Source organism: Pedobacter sp. MR2016-24 (assembly GCF_026239655.1).
Lineage (GTDB): Bacteria > Bacteroidota > Bacteroidia > Sphingobacteriales > Sphingobacteriaceae > Pedobacter.
The window spans coordinates 374141-397798 of the sequence record NZ_JAPIVO010000005.1 but is presented as its reverse complement, the minus strand read 5'-3'; the positions used below and the strand labels follow the sequence as shown (position 1 = coordinate 397798).

The following is a 23658-nucleotide window of genomic DNA, read 5'->3' as shown; positions in this document are numbered from 1 at the left end:
TTAATGCAGCAAAAAAGATCATTATGGTATTCAATTTCTTCTCTAAGGGCACTGCGGCAATGCTCACAATAATTTTCTTCGCAGGAAGTGCAGCAGCACAAATCAGCAAACAAACATATGTACCTGCGAAGGTATGGCGGGTGCCTGATCATAATGATTACAGCGACAGCACCAGCGAGTTCAGCAATTCAAGAAAAGCAGAATCAGCTAACATTGCAATTTTCTGGTCGAAAGAATTCGGGCAGGATCCCATGCAAAATCCGGATGTAACTAAACGGTTTGATACCGGGGCTGCCCTGAAAGAATGCGAGCGTTTTTACGATTTCTACGTGAACAAATTGAAAATTGTACAGAAAGGCAAATCCCTGAGTGATCAGTATAAAATCCTGTTTTATGTGATTGGCGGGGAGGAACAAACTGCTTTTGGCGGCGGCGCAGAAGATAAAATCGGCATTCTGTGGACCCCCGCAGTGAGAATGAGCAAAGCCCCTTATGGTGCACTGGCACATGAATTAGGGCATGCTTTTCAATATCTGGCTAGTGCCGATAACGGTACGGGATTCCGTGGTCCGATCATGGAAATGTCTGCTCAGTATATGTTATGGCAGGTATATCCTGAGTGGATGACTTTTGAGAATTACCATCTGAAAAGCTATCTGAAAAAGACGCATTTTGCTTTTTTGCATCCGGAGAATACTTATCACTCTCCTTATGTGCTGGAATACTGGTCAAATCAACATGGAACAGACTTTTTTGGCCGGCTCCTTCGGGAAGCAAAAAAAGGGGAAGATATTGTAATGACTTACAAAAGAATGACCAGCAGAACCCAGAAGAAGTTCAATGATGATATGTTTACAGCTGTAAGCCGGTTTATCACCTGGGATATGGAAAGAATCAGGGATGTCGCCGCTCCTTATGCTAATCAGCACCACACTGTACTGGATACATTAAACGACGGCTGGTTTAGGATTGCGAAGCTCAACTGCCCTGAAAATTATGGTTACAATGGGATCAAATTGAGAGTTCCTGCAGCGGGAACAACAATAAGCCTAAACTTCAAAGGCATCGCGGGGGCTACGGGATTCCGTGCGTTAAAAGTTAATGAGGCGGGATGGCGCTATGGTTTCCTCGCTGTTAAGGAAGACGGTAGCCGTGTTTATAGTGATACCTGCTCCGATCCGGCCGGTACTGCTCAATTTAAAGTCCCTGCGGGGACTGCCTTTTTGTGGCTCATTGTCATGGGTGCTCCAGCAACACATGCTCAGGTGGCTAAAGAGGATATAAATAATCCGGAATGGCCCTATGAGTTTAAATTACAAAATACAGGGCCTGTCACGCAATAACAGGCCCTGTATGGATTGACTTTGACTTATTTGTTATAACTATCCACAGCATTCTCGAGCCGTCTGACGCCTCCTAAATGCACTGCGTAACCACCACCTGCCAGCCCGAGGCTGGCGCCCATCAATATAAAAGCAGCTGTAGTACCCCCGCGTTTTATTTTCGTGTCCTGGTTAAAACCGTTAGGGAATCCTTTGGGATCATAAGTGAAAGCCGGGGCACTGGTGTCTTTATTGTCCATTATGAAAGCCACGAGTCCGGCTATAATGGATACCCCTGCAGAAACATATAGAATTTTACTGGTGGTCATGCTTTTCCTGTAACCAGCAAGTAGCCGCATACTTTCGGCATTATCGGCCATGTCCCGCTTCAGGTTATTGTATTTCACTTTTTGCAGATCGCCCTCACCTTTAGTATAGTACATACTTAAATTAACGGTTTCATTTCTACGCCCGTTAAAATAATAAGGGCGGTCATAAAGGAAGGGATCCAGGTCCACTTCCTGGAAAACATTAATCCTGCCTTCAATAATCCTTTCGGCAAAACCAGCTGGTTGAATAAGGTTCAGCTTCCGTGTATTTGCAAAGAATCCGTCTTCGTTGTTAAAGAACTTAACCTGTGACATGGGGAATCTTTTAGCATCTGCCCTTAATTGCAGTGTACCTGTAAAATCTGGCCGGAGTCTGATTTTATCTGCGTAAATGACTGAATCAGAATAGAGGTGGATAAAATTTCCTGATGGGCGCAGCTGGGCGCGGGCGGTCAGGCCATAGCAGGCCATCACCACGATGAGTAGTTTTTTCATATTGATTTACATTTGTGTGTAATCAATACTACAAATTTTTCAACTCAGAAAAAACATTGTAATTGATAAGATACAAATCAATTTTCCTTCACCATCTGAGTCATCCTGATCGCTGTGTGATCAGGAATTTCCAGGCATTAATGGCTTTCAGTATAGGTTTTAAAGTTTTCCAGAATAGCCTGCCAGCCATCCTGCTGCATTTCTACAGGATTCTCATTTTCTGCTTCAAAAGTCTCCGTGATGCTTGTCGTACTACCAGTGCTGCTAAAAATAATTTCTGTTTTTCTTCCATCACCGATCGTATAGGCAATCCGTTCATTTGGAACTACTTCGTCGTATACACCCCAGAAATCAAAACCGAAACTGCCGTCTTTAGCTTCCATCCGGCTTAGAAATTTACCGCCCCTTCGTAAATCATTTTCTGCTGCCGGCGTGTGCCAGTCCTGAGAAGGACTATTCCATTTAACAATATGCAAGGGGTCTGTCCAGAAAGCCCATGTTTTCTCCAGGGGAGCGGCAATAGTAGTCTGAACAGTTATTTTCGTTTTTTCGTTGGTTTCCATGTGTAATATAATGATGCAGTTGAAGCTGATTATCTGACTAATGGTAATAATTTTTCACGGTCTTCGTACAGGGCCCAAAGGTTAATCACCATTAAAATCGCTGCAATGGGTAAGCCGGAAGGAGCATCATATATATTGGTTAAGAGGATGCCGATGTTGACAGGGAAAATGATCAGTGCACCAAGTGCTCTGTATCTGGGAATCATAAAAAGTGAGCCACCTACAATTTCAGCTACTGCAACTAGAGGCATCAACCAGCCTATAGCCATAAATGCGCCCATTAATTTTACCATGCTTTCAGGTAAATCTTTGGGCATAGGCATATAGTTAAAAAACTTGTTGAGGCCGGCATTGATAAACATGAGTCCGAATAACAGGCTTACGCCAAATAGAATTTTACTTTTCATATGATAATTTTTGTTTAGAATGATTTCGGTATTTTTTGATTCCTGAATCTAATCTCAGCATTTCAATTTAATAAAAAGGTAGGTGATTGCGACAATTTGTAAGGGTATTCGCGACAAACAATATTGCATACTTCCAATGGCAACTCGAAATGAAATAAAAAGCTACAGCGATTTCCATCGCTGTAGCTCGCTGCTACGGTTACTTTCCGTAAACAGATTGTAAGTACGATTTTACAGTTGCAGGTTTTCTTCCGAGAATAGTTTCAAGATCTGGTTTGATCTCTTCGAATTCACCTGCCGCTATGCCTGCATTAAAGTCAGCGAGCATCCCCACAATTTGAAGAGGCACACCTGCCTGCGTTAATACTCCCTTAAACTCATCTTCGGAGGGAGAGACATAAGCGATGGTTTCCCCGGTAATTCCGGAAATCATCTTTGCGATCTCCTCCCAGGAAACTGCTTCATTGCCTGTAAATTCCAGTTCCTTATTGTCGAACTTATGGGTTTGATCCAATAAAATAGTAGCTTCCGCCTCCGCTAAATCTGCTCTGACCGCAAAAGATACTTTACCTGTTCCCGAGGGCAGGTAAATAGTTTTTGTTTCCAGTAACTGTTCACCAGCGAATGCAGGAATAATATCCGCATACAGGCCGTGCTGGAGTATGGTATAAATCAATCCGGACGCTTTCAAAATGCGTTCAGTTTGAATATGACTTTCAGATACTTCGGCAATTGCGGAATGGCTGATGTTTTTTTTGCGCTGAAAACTGGTATAAAGCACCTGTCTTACACCTGCTTCTTTAGCCGCATTGATTACATTTTCATGTTGTGCAGCACGGTTTTCCAGGTCCGTTCCGGAAACTAGATATAACTTGTCAATGCCCCGCAAGGCCGCCAGCACAGCAGCATAATCACTGTAATCACCAACTGCTACGGTTACGCCTTTGGCCTTAAAGGCGGCGGCTTTAGCTGCATCGCGTACCAATATGCTGATATTACTGGCATCTGTTCTTTTTAACAGGCTTTCTGTCACTGCGGCACCCAGCTGTCCTGTGGCTCCGGTTACTAAAATCTTACTCATCTGATTATAATTTAAATTTATCCAAACCTTTACTTACTTTTAGAGAGTTAAAGGTAGTCAGTCGGTTAACACTTGTCAAGAAGGCACGGCAACATCAGTTACTAACTTTCAGGTTACTATTGTTCATTTTCAACAGTTTATGGTAAAAGAAAATTTAAAAAAATACGAAGGCATTTCAGATTGTCCGGTAAGAGATGTGCTGGACAGGGTGGGTGATAAATGGTCTATACTGGTCATCACTATCCTGGGAGAGGAGGGTACTTTAAGGTTCAATGAAATTAATGCTGTTATCGGAACCATTTCACAGAAAATGCTGACCGTAACGCTTAAAACTCTGGAAGCGGATGGCTTAGTGTCAAGAAAAGTTTATCCCCAGGTGCCGCCGCGTGTAGAATATACTTTAACTGAGCGGGGAAGTAGTTTACTGCCTGCTATGACACAGCTGATTGACTGGGCATTGCAGCATATGCCCGCTATAAAGGCTTCACGTACAGCGTATACCGATCATAAAATGGCATAAAAAAAGCGGCCCGTTTGAATGAGCCGCTTTTAAGAATTTTTAAAAGGAACAGGTATTATTTTACGCGCTCAATATATTCTCCTGTACGGGTATCTACTTTAATTTTATCTCCCTGGTTTACAAATAGCGGAACTTTAATCTCAATTCCGTTTTCGGTAGTTGCATATTTCTGAGCACCTGAAGAAGTATCTCCTTTAACAGCTGGTTCAGCATAAGTAATTTCCAGGTCTACAAAGTTTGGTGCCTGAGCCATAATCGGTTCTTCACTTTCAAAAGAAACGATCACATCCATTCCTTCTTTCAGGAACTTCGCTGATGGTCCGAACAATGCTTTAGGCACATTGAACTGATCAAAAGTAACATTATCCATTACCACGAAATAGTCACCTTCTTCATACAAGTATTGAAAATCGTTAGTTTCTACACGGCAAATCTCAACCTGCTCGTCAGTTCCCAAACGGGCCTCTACAATTTTGCCGGTTTTGATGTTACGAAATTTCCCTAAGTAGAAGGCGCCACCTTTACCTGGTGTACGATGTACAAATTCTGTAACCGTTACCAGTTCACCGTTGTAACGTAAAATATTTCCCACTTTTGTTTCAGATGCCTTAGCCATAAAATTATAATTGTAAAATTTGAGCCCAAATATATGTGCTTTTTGTCTATTTATAATTATAATGTTGCCATATCAATTACAAACCTGTAACGAACATCACCTTTTTGCATCCTTTCATAGGCAGATTTGATGTCCTTCATATCAATCATCTCAATGTCGGATACGATGTTATGTTCAGCACAGTAGTCCAGCATCTCCTGAGTTTCCGCGATACCGCCGATGGCAGATCCGCCAATACTTTTCCTGCCGGCAAGTAAGCTGAAAGCAGCTATCTCCGCTGGTTTTGACGGCACACCGACACAAATGAGCGTACCATCAGATTTTAATAAGGAAAGGTACATGTTAAAATCATGTTCCGCAGATACGGTATCTAATATGAAATCAAAAGTGCCCATCGCTGCTTTTACCTGTGCCTCATCTGTAGTGACTACAAAATGATGCGCACCCAGCTTTTTAGCATCTTCTTCTTTTTTAGGTGAGGTACTTAGTACTGTCACTTCAGCCCCAAAAGCTACACCAAATTTAACAGCCATATGTCCTAGTCCGCCCAGACCCAATACCGCAAGTTTATGACCTTTACCTACTTTCCAGTGTTTTAGAGGAGAATAGGTAGTGATACCTGCACATAATAATGGTGCAACAGCGGCCAGATTCAGTTTATCCGATACATGTAGTACAAATTCTTCTCTTACCACGATTGTATTGGAATACCCACCGTAGGTAGGTGTTACCCCATCCCGTGATAAACTATTGTAAGTTCCGGTATTTCCCTCCAGGCAATATTGCTCCAGGTCTTTTTTGCAGTTTTCACAAACCTGACAGGAATCAACCATACAGCCTGTACCGGCAAGATCACCCACTTTGAATTTGGTAACATGGTCACCCACCTTGATCACACGTCCTACAATTTCGTGACCAGGTACCATAGGGAAAATCCCTGGAAACCAGTCGTTTTTAATCTGGTGAAGATCTGAATGGCATACCCCGCAGAATAAAATATCAAACTGTACATCATGCGGACCAACTTCACGGCGTTCAAATGACCATGGGGCCAGGTCTGTTTCGGCACTTTGTGCCGCATATCCTTTTGCTTCTATCATTGTATAATTAATTGTTTGGATAAAGTTAATGACTTAAATTGATGTCCTGACAGCGAATATCAAACATATGATTGCAAAATTCAAACATTAACTAAGGCTATCCATAACCTTCCGCCGCACCATAGATTTGTCCGGTTGAATAGCGGTCTACTGGTATATGTACAGGCAGGGGTTGATACAGCTTATACTGCCAGGGTTTATCAGTAGTTTGATGCTGATCGTTCGCTGACCATCTGCGGTATTTGTAATAAATTATTAAATTCAGCACCCATCAGTAGCGCAGGCTTTTGAAGGGTGGTTTTATTTTATTTCAGATAATAAAGTGAAAGAGACGTTTATGCTATGGATATGCACAGATACTCAATCCCCCGTTTTTATGTAAATTAAAAGACGATCATAGCTAACAGTAACCTTATTTTGAATGATGTCAATTTACAAAACTATTTTATTTGCTGCACTATTAACAATTATATGCTCCTGCCAGGATAAAGGGGCACAAAATGTGCTCCGGGACAGTACCACTACTCCGGCTGAGCAGCCTATGGCTGATACTGTGATTGCCGTTCCGGATACGAACAGCGCTGCTTTGAATCGTCATTTTTCAGAACTTCCTGTTGCTATTTTAAGAGATGAAAAGGTGTATAATACATTGTTAAAGGGCATAGCGCAATGGAATTACCAGCATGGGGATAGCCTGGAGAACTATAAATCATCGACCTATTATAGTAAAATTCTGCTCCCTCATCTGCCTATTTTCCTGAAGGAAGGAGACCTGACTGAAGTGTATAAAAGCGGTTTAGATATGGATTTTAACCACAGAAAATCTGCAAGATCTGCGGTGAGTGACGAAGATTGCCCAGACTCCATTTCTCTGCTTTATGATGAAGAGATGCAGGTTTATTTCCTGCAGATTGAAGAATCCTATTGGGTTGAGGAGGAAGGCAGCACGACCTGTTATGGATCTGACCGGATCATTCATTTTAAAATTAATGGAAATAAAATTGAAGTGGTAACAATTACTGTAGCAGGATGATAATGCCGGAAACGTACTGATGTCTTTACTATTTTATTAAAATATCTCCAATAAGTAAATTTCATGGCATTAGATTTGTTGTCAGTTTTATTAATATTATACGCTAAAGGAATTTTAGTCGCTGTAATATGAATAAATAAATCTTTAAATATCTAAATTACCAATTACCAATGACTTATAAATATTTTGTACAGGACGGCAACAAATACCAATTGAAATCTCAGCTTGTGTTTATTGGACTGCTTAGTGGGCTATTTATCCTGGGCGGACTAAAATTTACTTTTTTTCATGACGAAGGTAAAGAAGGAGCAATGTGGGTGGGTGTATTTATGATTCTTCTTGGTGCTGCAGCGGCACTCAGACTGACTGCAAAAAATACAATTGATATGGATGCAAAGCAACTGCTCGTAAAGAAAAATATATTTGCCGGTGAAGTTGCTTACAACCTGAATGATTTTGATGGTTTCCTGGTGGCGAGTACTGTTGCTTTTTTCGGTGTGACGATGAATGCTACGGGAAATATGACTTTCAATGTGAATGGTAAGGAAAAAAATATAATGCTGAATCAATCGATGTTTACTGTTAAGCCGCTTAATGAAATGATTAATGAGGCGACGAGCATTATGCAATTAGAGAAATAAGGATTGTCTATGGCATTGTACAATTTAGAAGTCTCAGATAATATCATGCGCTTCCAGCCTAACCTGGGCTATTATACTAAGATCGTTATTTTCCTTTGCCTGGTGGGGGTCTGCTTTGTGGTAGTTCCTTTCTTAAATATTGGCTTTGATGTAAAACGTTTTGCCTACTTTATAGGCGCAGGGGTTTCTTGTTATGTGATGTATGACTTTCTCTTTGTGGTGAAGGTGACGATGATCTTTGATCGGAATACAAGAGCAGTTTATAAAAAAATACCTGGAATCTACACTAAGCGCTTAATGGGGTTTGAAGAAATAAAATTGGTTAATGATACCAGTTATGGTACGCTGACGTACCATATTGGGGCGAAATCAAATTATTTTGTGAAGAATTATGAGATCAGTGATACCTTTTCAAATAACAAAAAAGGACATCAGCGGCAGCAGGAATTTGAAACCACCATTCTGGAGCCATTATTGGAATTTATAAAATAGTTTTTCCCACTCTTCTTCAAGAGAAAGTTGCGGGCTCTTTTCACCTGCTCTGTTATACCAGTAATCAGCATTCCAGTTATCACCTTCTTTTCTGTGCAAATAGGCGTGAAGATGTGCGGCATTTTTATCCTGAAGCTGATCAATCAGGTCATGCGCAGCTTCCCAGTCGCCCTTTCCATCAAACCAAAGTGCCTGCAGCAATACAGAAAGGCCGGCGGGTATTTGTGTCTCGGAGAGGGAATCTTTGAATTTTGTCAGTTCGTTCATTTGAAAAAGCTCTTGTTACTACTCAGTTGATTTAAGGTATTTCAATAAATATGGAGCCGTGCGGCTGTTTTTATTTAATGCAAATTCGGCCGGAATACCTGATGTAACTACTTTGCCACCTTTCTCACCTGCCTCCGGACCAATTTCAATCACCCAGTCACTTCCGGCAATCACATGCATATCATGTTCTACAACAATGATTGTATTTCCCTGTTCTACCAAGTGATTCAACTGCGTCATCAGTTTTTCTACATCCGAGGGATGAAGACCAGTGGTCGGTTCGTCGAGAATGTATAGGGTGTTTCCACGTTGGGTACGCTGCAGTTCTGTTGCCAGTTTAATCCGCTGCGCCTCACCACCTGAAAGTTCTGTTGCCGGCTGTCCGAGTTTCAGATAACCCAGTCCAACCTGCCGCACGATATCAAGTCCGCGCGAAATGGACGGATCTGCCCTGAAAAATGTCCAGGCCGCATCAACCGTCATTCCCAGTACTTCAGCGATATTTTTATCCTGGTAGGTTACTTCCAAAGTTTTTGCATTATACCTCGTTCCCAGGCAGGTAGGGCATGGCGTATAAACGCTCGGTAAAAATAACAGCTCTACCATCACAAATCCTTCCCCCTGGCAATGCGGACACCGTCCTTTTGCTACATTGAATGAAAATCTGCCTGCATCGTACTTCATTTTTTTTGCCTCGGGTGTGGTGGCGAAAAGTTTACGTATAGGATCAAACAACCCTGTATAGGTGGCAAGATTTGATCTTGGGGTACGACCAATCGGCTTCTGATCTACCTGGACCAATCTCCTGATCTCCTCCGCACCTGAAGCGATTGAACCACCGGTTGTTTTGCTGCCAGACGCGTCCAGGTCAGGCAGATTCATTTCCTCCTGATCAGCAGCTGTAGCATCAGTTTTCGTGATTTTCTGACCCAGATGATCACTGATCAGTTCTACCAATATCTGACTTACTAAGGTGCTTTTTCCGGATCCTGATATGCCTGTCACGCTGGTAAATATTCCCAGAGGGAATTCCACATCGAGTTGATTCAGGTTATTTTTAGTCAGGCCTTCCAGTTTAAGCCAGCCTTTTGGTGTTCGCAGTTTTGTTTCAGTATGCACAGCTCGTTTTTTACCATAGATATAATCTTTAGTCTTTGAGTGTGCGATGTCTTTTAACCCTTCCGGGACTCCGCTATACAAAATATGTCCGCCCTGCTCTCCGGCCCCTGGTCCAACATCTACGATCCAGTCGGCGTGACTGATCACATCTATCTCATGTTCTACTACAAAAAGAGAATTGCCAGAGGCTTTTAATTTGTCCAAGGCCTTCAGTAACGCCTGTGTATCTGCAGGATGTAAGCCCGCGGAAGGTTCATCCAATACGTAGACCACACCGAAAAGATTAGATCTGATCTGTGTAGCCAATCGTAAACGCTGCAATTCTCCCGGAGAAAGGCTGGGCGTACTTCTTTCCAGATTCAGGTAACCCAGTCCCAGGTCCAGCATTACCTCCAGCCGCGATGCCATATCATCTGCAATGCGCTGTGCTACAATGACCTTTTCAGGGTGTTTTTTGTCTCTGTTTTCATTCAGTAAATCTTTTTCAGCGCCATAATCTTTGAAGAGCGTATAAAGACTGCTCAGCGATAATCTTGATAATTCTGTAATGTCCAGCCCGTTGAATTTGATGGAAAGAGATTCTTTTCTTAGTCTTTTACCCTGACAAACAGGACAGGCATTACTCAGCATAAACTGACTGACACGCTTTTTCATCAGCTGACTCTGGCTTTTAGCAAAGGTCTGCATCACATATCTTCTTGCCCCTGTAAATGTGCCCATATAATCGGGTTGCATCTTGTTTTTAATCGCTTTCTGCACCTGTTCGCCCGTAAAACGCGGATATACCGGTACTACGGGTGTTTCTTCTGTAAATAAGATCCATTCCCTGTCTTTTTTCGGCAGGTCTTTCCAGGGTATATCTACATTATAGCCCATGGTGATCAGGATATCGCGTAAATTCTGTCCCTGCCATGCGGTAGGCCAGGCTGCGATCGCCTTTTCCCGAATCGTTAAAGTATCGTCAGGAACCATAGACTGTTCGGTTACTTCGTACACACGACCAAGTCCGTGGCATTCAGGGCATGCCCCCTCAGGTGTATTGGGAGAGAAGGCTTCTGCATAAATGATAGACTGACCTTTAGGATAATCTCCGGCCCGGGAATATAACATCCGCAGCAGGTTGGATAAGGTTGTTACGCTGCCTACTGAAGAACGGGTACTGGAAGAACCGCGTTGTTGTTGCAGGGCTATTGCCGGGGGAAGACCTTCAATTTCATCTACTTCCGGGATAGACATCTGGTTAAATAACCGCCTTGCATAAGGGGAGACCGACTCCAGGTAACGTCTTTGTGCTTCTGCATAGAGTGTTCCAAATGCGAGGGAAGATTTTCCTGAACCTGAAACACCTGTAAAGACGACCATCGCGTCACGCGGAATCTGCAGATCTACATTTTTAAGGTTATTTTCTCTTGCTCCTTTTATTTTTACGTAACCGCTAAAGTCTTGCTGATCTGTTGTTGTTTTACCTGCCATGCTGTAGAAAAACAAGAAAGCGATAGGAAAGTTTTAGTTTAGGAGAGAGGAATTAGCATTGCGCTCGCATTCAGGCCTTTTTTGGTAGTTTGTAAAACAGCAGTCTGAAACCATTCAGTTCAACCCTCAAAGCAATAATCAGTTCAATGAGCAGTGCTACATTTGCATCATCCTGATTTAAAAGCCGGAAAGATTCATCATCAGGCAGGTTCATTTTACTTTTCAGTACCCGCGGTATTTTATTACTCCCGGCGGTTAGAGCACAGGCATACAGATAGAGGCATTCAATAAATCCGGATAATGCTCTTTCATATTGCAGCTTCAATTTTTTATAACTTTTGGATCTTTTAAAAACCAGGAAATAGGGACGAAAGCGGTGGCTTTGGCGGATGATTTCGTCATCGTTGAGGTCTTCTATCTCGTCGATTCCAAATCTCAGGGTAATTTCCTGCTTAAATTTAATCAGCTTACTTTCTGCCCTTGAGCAGTTTTGCACGAATGGATCGTCTACGTTATGAAAAAATGCTGCCTCCTCAATATTTTGCTCCCAGGGATCTTTGAAATCCATGGCATACTTTTTCATGGCCCGCTTAAATGTAAAATAATACATGTATTCATACAGGTCAGAGTGCATATAGGTAACTATATTACCTAATCCCCTCATGCATAAATTAAGGTCGAACGGGTCATTATTGGATATCTTGGTCATTTTTTCAAACTGGTTTAATCACCAGGGGCGGCAAGTTATTGATTTAATTTTGATGACAGATCATATTTTAGATATTTGAAATAGGAAATGGAACAGCTGTTACTACCGCTTTCAGGTGTATCATTCAGCACATTGATCAAGCCTGTGCAAGGGCTAATCATTTCAACCTGCCGGATTACTTCAGTCCAGTGGTGGATGAGCACAATGGCCAGAAAGCTGAACTAACGCCGGATGGTGTGCATCCAAATGTGGCGGGCTACAAAATTATGGCAGGAGTAACAGCGCAGGCCATTCAAAAGGCCTTGAAAAAAGATAAAAAGTCGCTCTAAAAAGCTTCATTCAGACCCAGGAACAAACCCCTGGCACCGTAGTTACCAAAAGCATAATCAATACACAGGTTTGTACGGGTAGCTTTGTTAAATAAGACACGCAACCCTGCGCCACCTGCAGGCTGCCATTTTTGAAATAACTTTGTACCCAGATCATCATTGGTACTCTCAATATTGAAGAAAGTTACACCACTCAGGAACTTGTTCGCAGTGATAGGAAAGCGGTATTCCAGTTCCGAATAAAAATATTTCGTTCCTTTGAAATAAGCTACGGTATAACCCCGGCCACTACGGAAATTAACGTCTTTACCCGTGCCCGGAAGCTCAAGATAAGGCAAAGCACCACCAACCAAATAAGATCCCCAGTTCCAGAAAGCAATTACGTGCTCAGGATTGCTGGCAGACAGACTCCAGTATTTCCTGAAATCTGTGGTGAACTGCACCGCACTTCTGGTACTGCCCATCCAGGTTTGGTTGACCCTGACACCCGCATCGGCATAAATCCCTTTGTAGGCACGGTTCTGATTGTCGCGGGTGGTATATTGTACGTTGAAAAGCAGCCCGTTGGACATATAGTGGTCTCGGTCAAATCCATTCCTGTCACTGTAGATGTTATAAGGTGTCAGCTCATCGGTATTTGACCTGTCTTCAATTTTTCTTCTGATATCAAATGATACTCCAGCTCCCACAAAAAGATTCTCATGGACCTGTTTATAGACCTTTTCCCTGAAATTATAATATTGTGCATGGAGAACATAACCTTTACGATCCGGGTTAGTCAGGATCCGGTCTTCCTCGCTGCCTTCAGCACCCTGGCCAATCCCCAGTCCAAAATCCGGCGTCACCGTTTTTGCGGCGACAAGACTTCCCTGGAAGTTCCATTTGTTACCGGGTGTGTATATATTATGACTTAAATAGAAGTAAATGATTCCTTTGGTAGTGATGGAGGCTGATGTAGCGGCGACCGACATCAGGGTGTTCGGATCACCTCCTAATTTTCTGCCTGCTACTGCTTTGATACCGATCTGTGCACCGATACTAGGGTTATAAGCCACATTTGGCATTAGCGTAATACCAGATTTCTTGCGCAGCGGATTTACTTTTTTATTCGGATGTATGATATCACGGAGCAGGTCGGCAATATCATATTGCTTATAGGTGGAGTCGGCCGCAAAAGAGGCTTTGGCCGCTTTTATACGCAGCGAATCTGCCTTTACCGAATCAACAGGGGGATTAATCTGACTAAATGCAGCCGTATGAATGGAGGAAACCAATACTGCGATCATGACTACCATTCCGATTCTATTCATGGTCAACAACCAGTGTATTCTATTTTTCAATCTCAATTTGCAGGTCTTTTTAGGTATAAAGATATATTTTAAACCAGCAGAAAGACCTAAATGTTTTGATTCAGGTGCTGACTATCGCAAGGACAATGTCATATTGCAAATATGCATTTAGCAGAAATAAATTTCTGAGCCGCATAAGGGTAAACCTGATCTGGCGTGTTCTGCAGGAAATTATAAAAAATGAGAAGAACTTTCTACCTGACAATAATTGTCGCCATTTTATTTATTTCCAGAAGTAGCGCACAGTTTAAAGATACCGCTGTCTTTACGCAATCCATCAGAGGGATAATTACCGATAAAAACTCAGGCCTGCCGATGCCGGGAGCGACGGTAAGTTTAAAAGGTAATCGTCCACTGTCCGCCACCACAAATAATGCAGGGGCTTTCCGTCTGGCAGGTATCCCTGTAGGGCGACATCACCTGCAGATTTCCAGTATCGGCTATCAAACGGTGATGCTTTCGGAAATTCTGGTGACCACCGGTAAAGAAACCGAAGTGGCTGTGGGCTTAGAAGCCCTGAATAAACAATTAGATGAAGTCAGTATCAGGACTTCATCCGGCAGAAAGCCATTAAACTTGATGGCGATGTCCAGCGGACGCTCTTTCTCTCCGGAAGAGACTAACCGCTATGCCGGAGCGATGTTTGATCCTGCAAGGATGGCCCAGAGTTTTGCCGGGGTAGTTGCTGGTGGTGATAACAATGAAATTATTGTCAGGGGAAATTCTCCTAAAAGTCTGCAATGGCGCCTGGAAGGGATAGAGATCATCAACCCCAATCATTTTAGTGGTCAGGGTGCCGCAGGAGGAGCTGTGAGCATGCTCAACGCTACCGTTCTGTCAACATCCGATTTTTATACCGGTGCCGTGCCGGCAGAATACAATAATGCCACTGCCGGTGTATTTGATTTAAAATTCAGGAAAGGAAATACGAATAAGCGGGAATATGCATTTACTGCCGGCGTGTTGGGCATAGGGGCAACACTGGAGGGGCCATTTAAGAAAGGCAGTGATGCTTCCTACCTGATCAGTTACCGTTATTCTGCACTCGATCTCCTGCAAAAAATAGTTAAAGTATCTGATGACGGGGTGCCGAGATACCAGGATTTATCTTTCAATTTTGTCATTCCCACTAAAAAAGCAGGAACATTCTCCTTATTTGGAATCGGTGGTGCAGGCGGACTGTTAAGCGATGCTGAACATGATTTTTCAAAATGGGAAGAACGCAGTGACGCGTATAATACCAATGTTACCTATGCGGCGGCTAGTACAGGTCTGAAACATGTATATAGTTTTAACAGCAGGCTGTATATGAATAATATCATTTCTTATTCGGGCGATCGCAGTAAACTGCGTGTCGATACACTCACGCAAACTTATCAGGCCAGCAGGATTCAGCAAAACCATTATGACAACAGCGCAGTCCGTTATGCAGGTATGATAAATTACCGTGCAGATGATGCGAATACTATCAGGGCGGGCGTAAATTCAAGTATATTAAGTTATAATTTATATGAACAACAGTATAAACGGGAGCAGGATGCCCTGGCAGAAGTACTCAATGAAAAAGGACATGCCAGTACTTTTGACGCCTTTATAGAAAACAAACGTCAGTTTGGCGGCGGACTTTCCTTGAATACAGGTATTCACGCCAATTACTTCAACCTGAGCGATAGCTGGTCCTTTGAACCGCGCTTAGGAATGAATTTACAGGTAAATGATCGTCAGAAATTATCTCTTGCGGGAGGTACTTACAGCAGACTGGAACCACTTTCTTATTATTTTGCCAAAAATGAGCAGGCAGGTACACCTGCCACTACACCACTCCAACCAACAAGATCGGCTCAGGTGGTAATGGGCTATGAAAACCAGCTTTCAGATCAGCTGAAATTCAAAAGTGAACTGTATTATCAGCACTTATCTCATGTTCCTGTCTCGGTAGATCCCGCCAACAGTTTTTCTCTGCTCAATGTGTCTGATAATTCGGCAATTTTATCCTCAGATTATACTGCACTGATCAATAAAGGGACAGGTAAAAACTATGGTCTGGAATTATCAATGGAGAAATCCATGCACCGGGGTTACTACTTCATGCTTTCCTCTTCCTTATTCAATTCGAAATTTAAGGCATTAAGCGGACAGGAATTTAATACCACTTTTAATACCCGTTATGTCGGTAATCTGGTCATCGGTAAAGAATGGACTACAGGCAGGCAGCATAAAAATATGTTTGCGCTGAATGGTAAAATCATTTATGCGGGTGGTAGACGGTATTCACTGATCCTCCTCGAAGAATCTCTTCGTTTAGATGAGCAGGTGATTGATCAGTCTAAAATCAATACACTCACCGCTGACGCGTATATCCGGGCAGATTTTTCGGCCAGTTACCGCATCAATAGAAAAAACGCAAGCCATTATATCCTGCTGGATATTCAGAATCTGCTGAGCCGGGAAAATAATATGGGTATGTATTACAATCCCAGCAAAAGGACCATTGAAGCGAATAAATGGATAGGCATATTCCCAACCATCAACTACAGGATAGAATTATAATTTTTTTATTGCAGGGCATAAGGGTAGATGCCTGGGAAGGTGTTATACCTGTAAATCATAGAAAACAGAGAAATGAACTCACATCAACGTATAAAATTGGCGAAAGCTAAAGCCACAGCTGCTATGACAATCCTACTATTGTTCAGCAGTCATACGCTGTTCGCGCAACAACATCAGCAACAAGGGAGAAATGCTAAAGTCAATGTGGGATTGGTGTATCCCTTAAGCAGTAACTGGACCGGAGCACCCCTGGATACCAATCAGTTCTCACTTAATTTGCTGGCCGGCGTATCTGCCGGAGAGCACAGTTTTTCCTTTGCGGGCATTTCCAATATCATTCGCCATGATGCAAATGGACTACAGCTGGCGGGCTTTTCAAACCATATCGGTAAAAAAGCAAACGGAATTTTAATTGCTGGCTTTATGAATACTTCGAAAAGCGGTAAAAATACGGCTATAGCAGGTTTTGGCAATTTCTCGAAAACAGCAAGCAATGTACAGGTAACGGGAATGATCAATATAGGGGGTGAAGTCTCCAGTCTGCAAGGCGCAGGTTTGATGAACATGGCAAGGAATGTGAAAGGTTTGCAAATCAGTGGTTTTATGAATAAAGCCAAAAATGTTAAAGGTGTGCAGATTGCTGGCTTTATTAATATTGCAGATACAGCAGCTTACCAGATCGGAATTATCAATATCTCCAAAAATGGAAACATGCGTCTTGGTGCGCAGATAGACGAGAACAATACCACCCTGTTAACTTTCAGGTCCGGCGGAAAATCAGTCTATGGTATCATTGGTGCGGGCTACAATTTCAAAAATAAAGAAAACGTTTATGCCCTGGAGGCTGGTTTAGGTTTACATCTTTATACATCAGGGCTGTTCCATCTGGATACGGAACTGACGCAGGGTAGTCTGTTGAACTTTGAAGGCAGCGCCACCTACAAATCTACTTTCAGGCTGATGCCAGCAATTTCACTTGCTGAAAAAATCAATCTGTTTGTTGCTCCCTCTCTGCATTATATCAATACGGATGTGATGGAAGACAGGTTACTGAGAAAAAAATATATCGCTTCCTGGAATGAAGATAATGGCCGTAATTTTCAGGGTCTATATTTCGGTTATACTGCTGGTGTTACTTTTTCACTGCGCTAAACAAAGGTTTAATTATAAAGGAGATGCCTATATTCGCAACAATAATCAGGCTTGCTCTATATCATATAGCATAAATTATAACAGCTTTGGATCTGAATAACGAACAACTGATACCCTTACTGCTTGCAGGTGACGAATCTACGTTTGAAAGTGTTTATAAACATTTTTTAAGGCCGCTGCATGTCTATGCGATCGCCATCCTGAAAGATGAAGACAGGGCAGAGGGAATGGTACAAAATGTATTTTTAAAACTCTGGGATAAAAAAGAGCGGCTATCCTTCAGCGGCTCCCTGCAGGCCTACCTGTATGGGGCTGTTTATCATGAATGCCTCAATTACCTGAGACATGAAAAGGTAAAACATAAGCACCAGCAACATGTGGTTTACACGATGGGAAATAATGGAGAGGAAAGCGGAAACATGGAATTAATGGATTTGCGTGAAAAATTAGCTGATGCACTGAATGAATTGCCGGAAAAATGCCGCACTATATTTCAGCTCAGCAGGTTTGAAGAATTAAAATATCAGGAGATCGCGGACAGGCTTCAGATCTCTGTTAAAACAGTGGAGGCTCAAATGGGAAAAGCGCTGAAAATATTAAGGATTAAACTGGTGGATTTCCTGCCGCTAATCCTATGGCTGATCAGTAAAACAAATAACTTTTAATCATGAATAATATGGACGAGTTATTAATTAAATATATTTTGGGAGAAGCATCTCCTGTGGAAATCAGCACAATAGAAGAGTGGATCGCTGCCAGTGAATGGAATAGCAAGTATTTCGCTCAGTTCAAAATGATATGGGAAACCAGTCTTTCAGTGAAGACAGAAAGCCGTTTAGATGCCGGTAAATCATGGACGGAATTTAAAAAACTGACAGAAAAGCGTGACGAACAGCGTCAGGAGATAGTGCAATTGCCTCGGAGAGGTTTCTACTGGATGAAGATGGCTGCGGTTCTGATTGCTTTATGTAGTGTTTCAATCATTCTTTTTAACTATCTGAAATCAGCAAAAGAGACGATGTTGAGTATACAGACCACTGATCAAAGCAGGGCTGTTACTTTAGCTGACGGCTCTGTGATTACGCTGAACAAAAATTCGCTATTGTATTATCCTGAAAAATTTGATGGCGACCAAAGGCTGGTGACCCTGCAAGAAGGGGAAGCATTTTTTACAGTTGCGCATGATAAAAATAAACCATTTATCATCAACGTAAAAGACATCAGGGTGCGTGTAGTAGGTACATCATTTAATATCAGGAATGCAGCCAGCCTGACTGAGGTGATTGTAGAAACGGGCATTGTGCAGGTATCCAGAAAAAAGGTTGTCATCAAACTGACACCTAAAGAAAAGCTAAGTATCGATTCGCGATCAGGGTTGTATAAAAAAGGCTTTAGTGCCGATCTTTTTTATAACTATTACCGTACCAATGAGATTTTAACCAATAACACCCCTTTATGGCGCATTGCTGAAGTATTAAATGAAATCTATAAAGTGGATATTGTTATCCCCGATAAAAAGAAGGCTGCCTTACAGTTAAGCACTACACTGCATTATGGTCAGCTCGAAAATAACCTCAATACTATCTGTCAGACTTTTAATCTGAAGGTAAACAGGCAGAAGAATAAAATTATAATTAACTAAACTTGTATTCACATCAAATGAAATACAAAGCATTACTGCTGGCAGCCGTATGTATATTTTTTACATACGGTTTTGCTGTGGGACAAAATAACCTTGATAGAAATATAGCTTTAAACCTTAAAAGCAAAAAGATTGCTGAGGTACTGACAACCATAGGCAGGCAAAATAACTTCTATTTTTCTTATAGTAATAACTGGGTTCCGGTTGACAGTGTTATTGATCTATCCTGTTATCAAACGATCAGGGAAGTACTGGATGGTATTTTTAAGGGGAAAGTAGATTATAAGGAAACACCGGGATACATTATTTTAAAGAGAGCGCCTTACAGACTGGCTGTTTTTCCCGATAACAGTACAGAACCCGATCAGACCTTTGTAATTACTGGTCATGTTGTTGATGAAAAAACCGGTATGCGACTTGCCGGTGCCTCGGTTTTTGAAAAACATATTTTACTATCCACACTAACTGATCAGAATGGTTATTTCAGGTTAAAAATAAAATACAAGGGGCCGCTTACCTTAACAGTGAGCAAAGAATTATATAAAGATATTGATGTAAATCTGCTGAATGATGTCACTGTATACCCCACCGCTAAAAACTATTATTACAGTGCTGATACAAGTTATAAAAAAGTGGAAAAGAGTTTATTGGGACGCTGGTTTATCTCTTCCCGGCAAAAAATGCAGAGTTTGAATATCGGAAATTTTATTTCCACTGTGCCGGTTCAAACTTCTTTAACGCCCGGCTTGAGTTCACATGGTATGATGACCAGTCAGGTGATCAATAAGGTATCTCTCAATATGCTGGGCGGGTATACCGCTGGTGTAAATGGCATTGAAGTAGCTGGTCTTTTCAATATCAATAAACTTGACGTCAGATTTATGCAGCTTGCGGGTTTGTTCAATGTAAACGGGGGGAATTTGGCCGGTATCCAGGCAGCTGGATTAACAAATGTAGTATACAAAGATACTAAAGGAATACAGGTCGCGGGACTGATTAACCTGGTTAAAGGCACCAGTGCAGGACTGCAGGTTGCCGGGCTATACAATAAAGCCCGGGTAATGAAAGGATTTCATGTGGGCGTACTGAACGTAGCAGATACTCTCGAGGGTTTTGCGTTTAATGTATTGAGTATATCCAGGAACGGCTACCATCAGATCGCGCTGTACAGCGATGAAACGGCGAATACTTCAATCTCTTATAAAACAGGAAATAAGCAGTTGTATACGCGCCTTTTAGCAGGATTCAGTTATCTGGATGAACTCAACTTTTATAGCCTTGGTTTTGCTTTGGGACATGATTTTACGATCAGTAAACGGCTTAAATTATCTGCAGACGCATCTACCCAGCAACTATATACCCTGAAATGGAAAAATGATGGTAATCTCTATAAGTTCAGCACTTTACTCAATGTAGCCCTGACAAATAAAACTGGTTTATTTTTTGGTCCTTCGCTTAAATTCTATCAGGAAGACGCGATGAACAGCAATGCGGCGCAACGGCTTGATATCAATAAAAACCTGGTAGGATGGACAGCCGGTATTACGGTCATGTAATATTCACTAAGTCATTTGCTGCCCGGGAACAGTAAAGGAGAAGGAAATGATCTTTTCTTTCAGGCTGATATGTAAGTCTCCTCCGCCATTGCTCCGGATATATTCCCTGCACAAATGCAATCCCAAGCCAACGCCTTTCTCATTCGCTGTTCCATAGGTTGCCTGGATGGAATTGATCTTCATCATCTCATCCGTATTGATTTTTTCTGTATCTGCGACTGTATTGGAAATGCAGATTTCTACGGCAGTGACTACATGCCTCAATCTCAATTCTACTTGTTGATGCTGCGGCGTAAACTTGATGGCATTATCGATCAGGTTACGCAGGATCAGGCGGATTTGATTCTCATCTGCAAAAACAGGATAGCTTCCCTCAATACTGGTGGCTAAGTGGATATGTTTTTTCTCCATCAGCGGAGCATAAACCAGTACCAATTCCTCGATCAGTTGTTTCAGGTCGAAAGCAGTCGGGTCTTTGGTAATTCCGCTCATCTGACTTTTCGCCCAGTGTAACAGGTTATTTAAGGTAGTATATATGGTTTCTATATTCTTTTTATTCTCCTTCAGCATATGCTGAATATCTTCCATGGTCAGTGCATCCATATCATTCAGAGACAAAATACTGATCAGGCTGTTGAGCGGACTTCTCAGGTCATGCGCAATGATAGAAAAAAGCTTGTTTTTAACCGCATCTGATGATTCAAGTTCGGCAATGGTACTGGTCAGCAGTGTGGTTCTTTTCTGTACCAATTCTTCCAGTCGCTGTTTCTGATTCTGAACCAAAGCCAGGTTTTCATCACGCACGCGCTGCTCCGTCTCAATAATAATCTTGTAACGGTCGCCCAATGCAAATGAAAGCAGTAGTAACTCCAGGGTTGATCCTATGGGAACCAGCTCCATTGTGAAGTCCTTCACCTCCAATGCACCTGCCAGACTAAAAGTCATAATACCTACCGTTACCCAGATAAAAAACCAGGCTATAATATAAAATTTAGCCGGCTTGTGTCCCCTTCTGTAGGCAACAATACCAGAAATCCAAAGCACTACCGATACCGTAACCGTAAGCAGCTGTGCAATAGAAGCTGAAAGACTTTTCTGTCCGGATATACTGGTGAAAAATAATACGATTCCACAAATACCCAGGAAGTAATAAAACTTAAGCATTCCCGGCACTGTCCGTTCCAGATTCAGGAATTTCCTGCAGAAGATCAGTGAAGTCACCACAGAAAGACTTAAAAAAACATGCGGATAACGACTGAATACTATCCTCAGATCTTCCCCGAACAGAAAGCCGTAACCCCGGATATACACCATGAGGTAGAGTGAAAGCGTCAAAACATATAATGTATAATACAGATATGTTTTGTCTTTCAGACTAAAATAGAGGAATAAATTAAATAACAATAGGGCAATCAAAACACCGACATAAATATATTCTATTCTGTCTTTTAATGCTTTGCCTTTCAGGAGGGCATCTGCTGTAGCCAGTTTCAGAGGCACCAGCATAATATTGTTTGTCTGTAACTTCAGAAAAGCAGGTTTAACCCCCTTATTTCCATTAAAAGGAAGCTTGAAAACAAAGTTGTTTTCTACAGCCACACCGGGCATGGTATAACATAAGCTGCCGGATTTTATGGTTTTAGAATTTCCATCCTCCCCGCTAAGGTGGCATTCGACATGCTCTATGTTAGGCGCATCAACAATCAGGTAAATCTGATCCTGTCCGGTATAATGCGGATCAATTTTGATCCAGATGGCTGCGCTGCTATTGCCAAAATTGAGGATCTCCTTTTTTCCGGGCAGGAATTTTCCTTTACGCTCCAAATCCTTTACCTGATCTAAAGACAGCGATGCAGTTTTATCTACAAAATAGGTAACACTTTTGCCAATGTTATGGTAATCGGGTGTGATGGTCTGACTGTATACACGAAGACTGTTTGATAGATATAAAAGGAAAAAAAGTAATGCTGAAAGAAAGCGCATAGAATTATTTGGCGGTAAAAATAATAGAATATTTCAGCACATCAAACGCCTTGTGATAAATTGCTAAATTAATTCAGCAATTGCCAGGAAGCCATTATGCCCATTCGCTTACAGGCAATGCGATCTGTGGAATCCGTTTAAAATGCTGCAAGATGTATTAAAATAGCGTTACTTTGTAATCAGCTATCTTTTTTAACATGACAAAAAAAAATACTACACCTCAACAGGATATAAAAGTTACAGTTGACGCTATTGTTTTTGGATATACCCAGGAGAATGGGATATCAGTCCTGCTGATTAAACGAAAGATCGCACCCTTTATCAATGAGTGGGCATTACCGGGTGGATTTGTTTTAAATGAGGAAACGCTGGAAGAAGCGGTGGAACGTGAGCTCAAGGAAGAAGCCGGTGTCTCTATCAATTACCTGGAGCAGTTGTTTACTTTTGGAAAGCCATTCAGGGATCCGAGAACGAGGGTAATTTCTGTCTCTTATTTTGGAATGGTTAAATCTTCCGACTATAGCCTGCTTGCCTCCACGGATGCTGCAGCAGCAGAATGGTTCAATATCTATGAACTGCCAGCGCTCGCATTTGACCATAAAGAGATTGTCGAAAAAGCAATTGCCCGTTTAAGAGCAAAAATTATTTATGAACCGGTAGGTTTTGAACTGCTGGACCGCAAGTTTCTTTTCTCTGATCTGGAGCAGTTGTATATGAAATTATTGGGGCGTGAAATTGATCGCCGAAACTTTAAACGAAAAATTATGTCTTTAGGCCTAATTATTGAACTAGAGGAAAAGGCGCCGGTTTTAACTGCTGGTCGCCCGGGGAAATTGTATTCCTTCGATAGTGAAAAATATAAACAGCTTAAAGTGAATGGTTTCGATCTTAATAAACTCCTGTAAAAGAGAATGATAGGTGTCCAGTGAA

Annotated in this window: 24 protein-coding genes; 12 read left to right on the top strand and 12 right to left on the bottom strand. The window is 41.9% G+C overall.

The features are described from left to right. The first annotated feature begins 23 nt into the window (after nt 1–23). Nucleotides 24–1343, top strand: a complete 1320-nt coding sequence (locus OQX62_RS15770; RefSeq protein ID WP_265832565.1) for a DUF6055 domain-containing protein — start codon at nt 24–26, stop codon at nt 1341–1343. Nucleotides 1344–1369: 26 nt separating this feature from the next. On the opposite strand, the gene OQX62_RS15765 is transcribed toward OQX62_RS15770, so the two are convergent. The 4 genes from OQX62_RS15765 to OQX62_RS15750 form a co-directional block, all read right to left on the bottom strand. Continuing rightward, on the bottom strand, nt 1370–2146 hold the full coding sequence (locus OQX62_RS15765) for a hypothetical protein (RefSeq protein ID WP_265832564.1): 777 nt from the start codon (nt 2144–2146) through the stop codon (nt 1370–1372). A 137-nt stretch (nt 2147–2283) separates the two neighbouring features. Next, nucleotides 2284–2709, bottom strand: a complete 426-nt coding sequence (locus OQX62_RS15760; RefSeq protein WP_265832563.1) for an SRPBCC domain-containing protein — start codon at nt 2707–2709, stop codon at nt 2284–2286. 29 nt (nt 2710–2738) lie between these two features. Continuing rightward, a complete protein-coding gene (locus tag OQX62_RS15755; RefSeq protein WP_265832562.1) occupies nt 2739–3116 on the bottom strand; it encodes a DoxX family membrane protein in 378 nt (125 codons plus the stop codon). A gap of 199 nt (nt 3117–3315) precedes the next feature. After that, nucleotides 3316–4197, bottom strand: coding sequence for an SDR family oxidoreductase (locus OQX62_RS15750; protein ID WP_265832561.1), 882 nt, complete (start codon nt 4195–4197; stop codon nt 3316–3318). 139 nt (nt 4198–4336) lie between these two features. Between OQX62_RS15750 and OQX62_RS15745 the strand changes: the two genes are divergently transcribed. Beyond that, nucleotides 4337–4717 (top strand): winged helix-turn-helix transcriptional regulator, encoded by a 381-nt coding sequence (locus tag OQX62_RS15745; RefSeq protein ID WP_265832560.1) that lies wholly within the window; start codon nt 4337–4339, stop codon nt 4715–4717. 55 nt (nt 4718–4772) lie between these two features. Here the strand turns inward: OQX62_RS15745 and efp are convergent, their stop codons facing one another. The 3 genes from efp to OQX62_RS15730 all read right to left on the bottom strand — a co-directional run bounded on the left by efp (nt 4773) and on the right by OQX62_RS15730 (nt 6701). After that, nucleotides 4773–5333 (bottom strand): elongation factor P, encoded by a 561-nt coding sequence (gene efp / locus OQX62_RS15740; protein ID WP_265832559.1) that lies wholly within the window; start codon nt 5331–5333, stop codon nt 4773–4775. A 56-nt stretch (nt 5334–5389) separates the two neighbouring features. Further along, nucleotides 5390–6433, bottom strand: coding sequence for an NAD(P)-dependent alcohol dehydrogenase (locus tag OQX62_RS15735; protein ID WP_265832558.1), 1044 nt, complete (start codon nt 6431–6433; stop codon nt 5390–5392). Nucleotides 6434–6530: 97 nt separating this feature from the next. After that, nucleotides 6531–6701, bottom strand: coding sequence for a hypothetical protein (locus tag OQX62_RS15730; RefSeq protein WP_265832557.1), 171 nt, complete (start codon nt 6699–6701; stop codon nt 6531–6533). Between the two features lie 153 nt (nt 6702–6854). On the opposite strand from OQX62_RS15730, the gene OQX62_RS15725 reads away from it, so the two are divergent. The 3 genes from OQX62_RS15725 to OQX62_RS15715 all read left to right on the top strand — a co-directional run bounded on the left by OQX62_RS15725 (nt 6855) and on the right by OQX62_RS15715 (nt 8599). Next, nucleotides 6855–7466, top strand: a complete 612-nt coding sequence (locus OQX62_RS15725; RefSeq protein WP_265832556.1) for a hypothetical protein — start codon at nt 6855–6857, stop codon at nt 7464–7466. 170 nt (nt 7467–7636) lie between these two features. Beyond that, the gene (locus OQX62_RS15720; RefSeq protein ID WP_265832555.1) at nt 7637–8107 is read left to right on the top strand and encodes a hypothetical protein; all 471 of its coding nucleotides are present in this window, start codon (nt 7637–7639) and stop codon (nt 8105–8107) included. A gap of 9 nt (nt 8108–8116) precedes the next feature. Then, a complete protein-coding gene (locus OQX62_RS15715; protein WP_265832554.1) occupies nt 8117–8599 on the top strand; it encodes a hypothetical protein in 483 nt (160 codons plus the stop codon). Here OQX62_RS15715 and OQX62_RS15710 read toward each other — a convergent pair. The 3 genes from OQX62_RS15710 to OQX62_RS15700 all read right to left on the bottom strand — a co-directional run bounded on the left by OQX62_RS15710 (nt 8579) and on the right by OQX62_RS15700 (nt 12167). Further along, a complete protein-coding gene (locus OQX62_RS15710) occupies nt 8579–8866 on the bottom strand; it encodes a hypothetical protein (protein ID WP_265832553.1) in 288 nt (95 codons plus the stop codon). The two genes, OQX62_RS15715 and OQX62_RS15710, sit on opposite strands and share 21 nt — an antisense overlap. Before the next feature lie 18 nt (nt 8867–8884). Then, nucleotides 8885–11458 (bottom strand): excinuclease ABC subunit UvrA, encoded by a 2574-nt coding sequence (gene uvrA, locus OQX62_RS15705; RefSeq protein ID WP_265832552.1) that lies wholly within the window; start codon nt 11456–11458, stop codon nt 8885–8887. Between the two features lie 70 nt (nt 11459–11528). After that, nucleotides 11529–12167 carry a hypothetical protein gene (locus tag OQX62_RS15700; protein WP_265832551.1) on the bottom strand — a complete coding sequence of 213 codons (639 nt, stop codon included), beginning with the start codon at nt 12165–12167 and terminating at the stop codon, nt 11529–11531. Nucleotides 12168–12358: 191 nt separating this feature from the next. Here OQX62_RS15700 and OQX62_RS15695 point away from each other — a divergent pair, with 191 nt between their 5' ends. Then, entirely contained in the window at nt 12359–12496 is a 138-nt protein-coding gene (locus tag OQX62_RS15695; protein WP_265832550.1) for a hypothetical protein, read from the top strand. Here the strand turns inward: OQX62_RS15695 and OQX62_RS15690 are convergent. Then, nucleotides 12493–13806, bottom strand: a complete 1314-nt coding sequence (locus OQX62_RS15690) for a BamA/TamA family outer membrane protein (RefSeq protein ID WP_265832549.1) — start codon at nt 13804–13806, stop codon at nt 12493–12495. The two genes, OQX62_RS15695 and OQX62_RS15690, sit on opposite strands and share 4 nt — an antisense overlap. A 219-nt stretch (nt 13807–14025) precedes the next feature. On the opposite strand from OQX62_RS15690, the gene OQX62_RS15685 reads away from it, so the two are divergent. The 5 genes from OQX62_RS15685 to OQX62_RS15665 all read left to right on the top strand — a co-directional run bounded on the left by OQX62_RS15685 (nt 14026) and on the right by OQX62_RS15665 (nt 20745). Then, nucleotides 14026–16395: a TonB-dependent receptor gene (locus tag OQX62_RS15685; RefSeq protein ID WP_265832548.1), complete on the top strand. Its 2370-nt coding sequence runs from the start codon at nt 14026–14028 to the stop codon at nt 16393–16395. Nucleotides 16396–16518: 123 nt separating this feature from the next. Further along, entirely contained in the window at nt 16519–17547 is a 1029-nt protein-coding gene (locus OQX62_RS15680) for a hypothetical protein (protein WP_265832547.1), read from the top strand. A gap of 86 nt (nt 17548–17633) precedes the next feature. After that, nucleotides 17634–18212 carry an RNA polymerase sigma-70 factor gene (locus OQX62_RS15675; RefSeq protein WP_265832546.1) on the top strand — a complete coding sequence of 193 codons (579 nt, stop codon included), beginning with the start codon at nt 17634–17636 and terminating at the stop codon, nt 18210–18212. Nucleotides 18213–18223: 11 nt separating this feature from the next. Beyond that, nucleotides 18224–19189 (top strand): FecR family protein, encoded by a 966-nt coding sequence (locus OQX62_RS15670; protein ID WP_265832545.1) that lies wholly within the window; start codon nt 18224–18226, stop codon nt 19187–19189. Nucleotides 19190–19206: 17 nt separating this feature from the next. Further along, a complete protein-coding gene (locus OQX62_RS15665; protein WP_265832544.1) occupies nt 19207–20745 on the top strand; it encodes a carboxypeptidase-like regulatory domain-containing protein in 1539 nt (512 codons plus the stop codon). A gap of 6 nt (nt 20746–20751) precedes the next feature. Here OQX62_RS15665 and OQX62_RS15660 read toward each other — a convergent pair whose 3' ends face one another. Then, nucleotides 20752–22728, bottom strand: coding sequence for a sensor histidine kinase (locus tag OQX62_RS15660; protein WP_265832543.1), 1977 nt, complete (start codon nt 22726–22728; stop codon nt 20752–20754). A 197-nt stretch (nt 22729–22925) separates the two neighbouring features. On the opposite strand from OQX62_RS15660, the gene OQX62_RS15655 reads away from it, so the two are divergent. Then, a complete protein-coding gene (locus tag OQX62_RS15655; protein ID WP_265832542.1) occupies nt 22926–23633 on the top strand; it encodes an NUDIX hydrolase in 708 nt (235 codons plus the stop codon). The last annotated feature ends 25 nt before the right edge of the window (nt 23634–23658 follow it).